The 1,819-nt window shown below is 30.3% G+C and carries 3 protein-coding genes; all 3 read left to right on the top strand.

Going from position 1 to position 1,819, the window contains the following annotated elements; all coding sequences use genetic code 11:
- The first annotated feature begins 150 nt into the window (after nt 1–150).
- Complete coding sequence (locus tag ACFQ0I_RS13330) at nt 151–468, top strand: hypothetical protein (RefSeq protein WP_379943061.1); 318 nt, start codon at nt 151–153, stop codon at nt 466–468.
- Between the two features lie 4 nt (nt 469–472).
- Nucleotides 473–979, top strand: coding sequence for a hypothetical protein (locus ACFQ0I_RS13325; RefSeq protein ID WP_379943060.1), 507 nt, complete (start codon nt 473–475; stop codon nt 977–979).
- 154 nt (nt 980–1,133) lie between these two features.
- A complete protein-coding gene (locus tag ACFQ0I_RS13320) occupies nt 1,134–1,625 on the top strand; it encodes a hypothetical protein (RefSeq protein ID WP_379943058.1) in 492 nt (163 codons plus the stop codon).
- Nucleotides 1,626–1,819: the final 194 nt, after the last annotated feature.

Below are 1,819 nucleotides of genomic sequence, written 5' to 3'. Positions count from 1 at the left end.
GGCTTAGTAAAAACCAGAAGGTAAGTTTTTTTAATCCCTTACTTTTCATATATTTTACGTTATGTGCAAGCTGAAAAACACAACTAAAATTCAATGAAAGTTATTTACATCTTCTTTTTTCTGCTAATTAATCTTCTGATTTTTGAAAAGTTGACAAAAAAAATTGAGATAAAAACAAAACTAAAAATTGGAATTACTATCACATTGTTCATAATCGCTATTTTACATTTCTTAGACCCGTTTGGTTTTGCAATTGAGAATAAATTATTTTTAATATTATTTGGGTTTAGTTTATCGCTATTTGTGTTTCATTATGGTAGTAGAATTGCAATAGCTTTTTCTACAACAATTAATAAAGGACAGAATGATGAACTACTTTACAACTGGTATAACATTTTGATATTCTATGTAGTTTATATAATGATTTCTGTTTTTCAAGTTGCAACGCTTATAAAGAATTGGAGTTAATTATATGACTGAACAAACAATTATAAAACAGATAGGAAAACCAGAAGAAATTGACTTTCGAAAACCGAAAGCAATCGGAAGTGCTGGATTTTATCTACAGTCATTTAAAGCCAAAACCCTGAATCTGAAATTGGATTCAAAATGCAACTTTGAAAAGCGGACCGGTGGACTTTTATTACGTGCGAATTATTCCAATAAACTGACCGCAATTCCAATTCCGAAAGAAAGTATAATCGGAATTACAATCACAAGAGGCAAAGAAACGATTGACCCATTTTTTCTTTCACCAATGTGGATTTTATTAAAACTCGGAGTTTCGAAATTATACGCTCGATACTTTAAAATTTTAATTAGTGAATATTCGATTGACCAAATGGAATTGAATTTAAAAACAGCTGAATATGAAATGGACTTTATTGCAAATGGATATTTATTCGCAAGGCAATTAAGTTTCTTTGAGAATTTGAATTACGGAAATAAATTAAAAACGGAAATAAAAGCCAGCACATAACACCGGCTATAGTTCATTGCTTCTGACTTTCCTCTCGGAAAGTCCTCGCAAATTTGCTATCTTCGGTTTACGGCGGAAAATCCTTGTGGATTTTCACGCAACGAAACCATAGCCAAACACGTTGTGCCCCATTTGAGAAAAGCCTGTTAACTAAATGAAAATCTTCCCGATTAAAAAATATTCGATTGAACTAATAACTGATACTTCGAAAGCAATTTCTGAATTGCAAAAAGAAACTTTATCCGACGAACAATTCGTTTCTGACTGGAATAAACAAACCTTTATCGGAAAAATAAATAAATCGGATTTTGATTTAAAGCTATCTAAAAAACTTTACGGAGGACTTTGTTTTTTTAAAGGTAAACTTGATAAAGAAAACGGAACTTTGGAAATTGGAATAAACAAAACTTTCAAAATTATTTCATTATTTCTTTTTCTATTCCCAGTTTTCGGGTTTTTAGTGTCATTAATAAAAAACGGATTTAAAAACTCAATTGAACTTCTATTTCCGACAATATTGTTTATTATAATTTTACGATTTGTATTTATAGAATTAAGTTTTAGAATTGTTTCCAAAAACGGACTTAATAAACTGACTGAAATAATTGGAATTGAAAAAATAAAAACGTGGCACAACACCGTGTAAAAAACATTGCTTATTTTAGTTAAGCCGTTTGGTCGTTGCTTTGCTTGCTTGCATCTGATTTTCCTTCGGAAAATCCTCGCACTCAAACACGCAACGTTCCTTACACATAAACGTTGTGTTTAATTTAAAACCACCAACACATGAGTAAAGACGAGAAGAATGGATATAAAAGGTAAATATAAAAAAGATGTTGT

The organism is Mariniflexile aquimaris (assembly GCF_042676825.1).
Classification (GTDB): Bacteria; Bacteroidota; Bacteroidia; order Flavobacteriales; family Flavobacteriaceae; genus Mariniflexile; species Mariniflexile aquimaris.
This window is presented reverse-complemented; position numbering and strand designations above follow the sequence as displayed.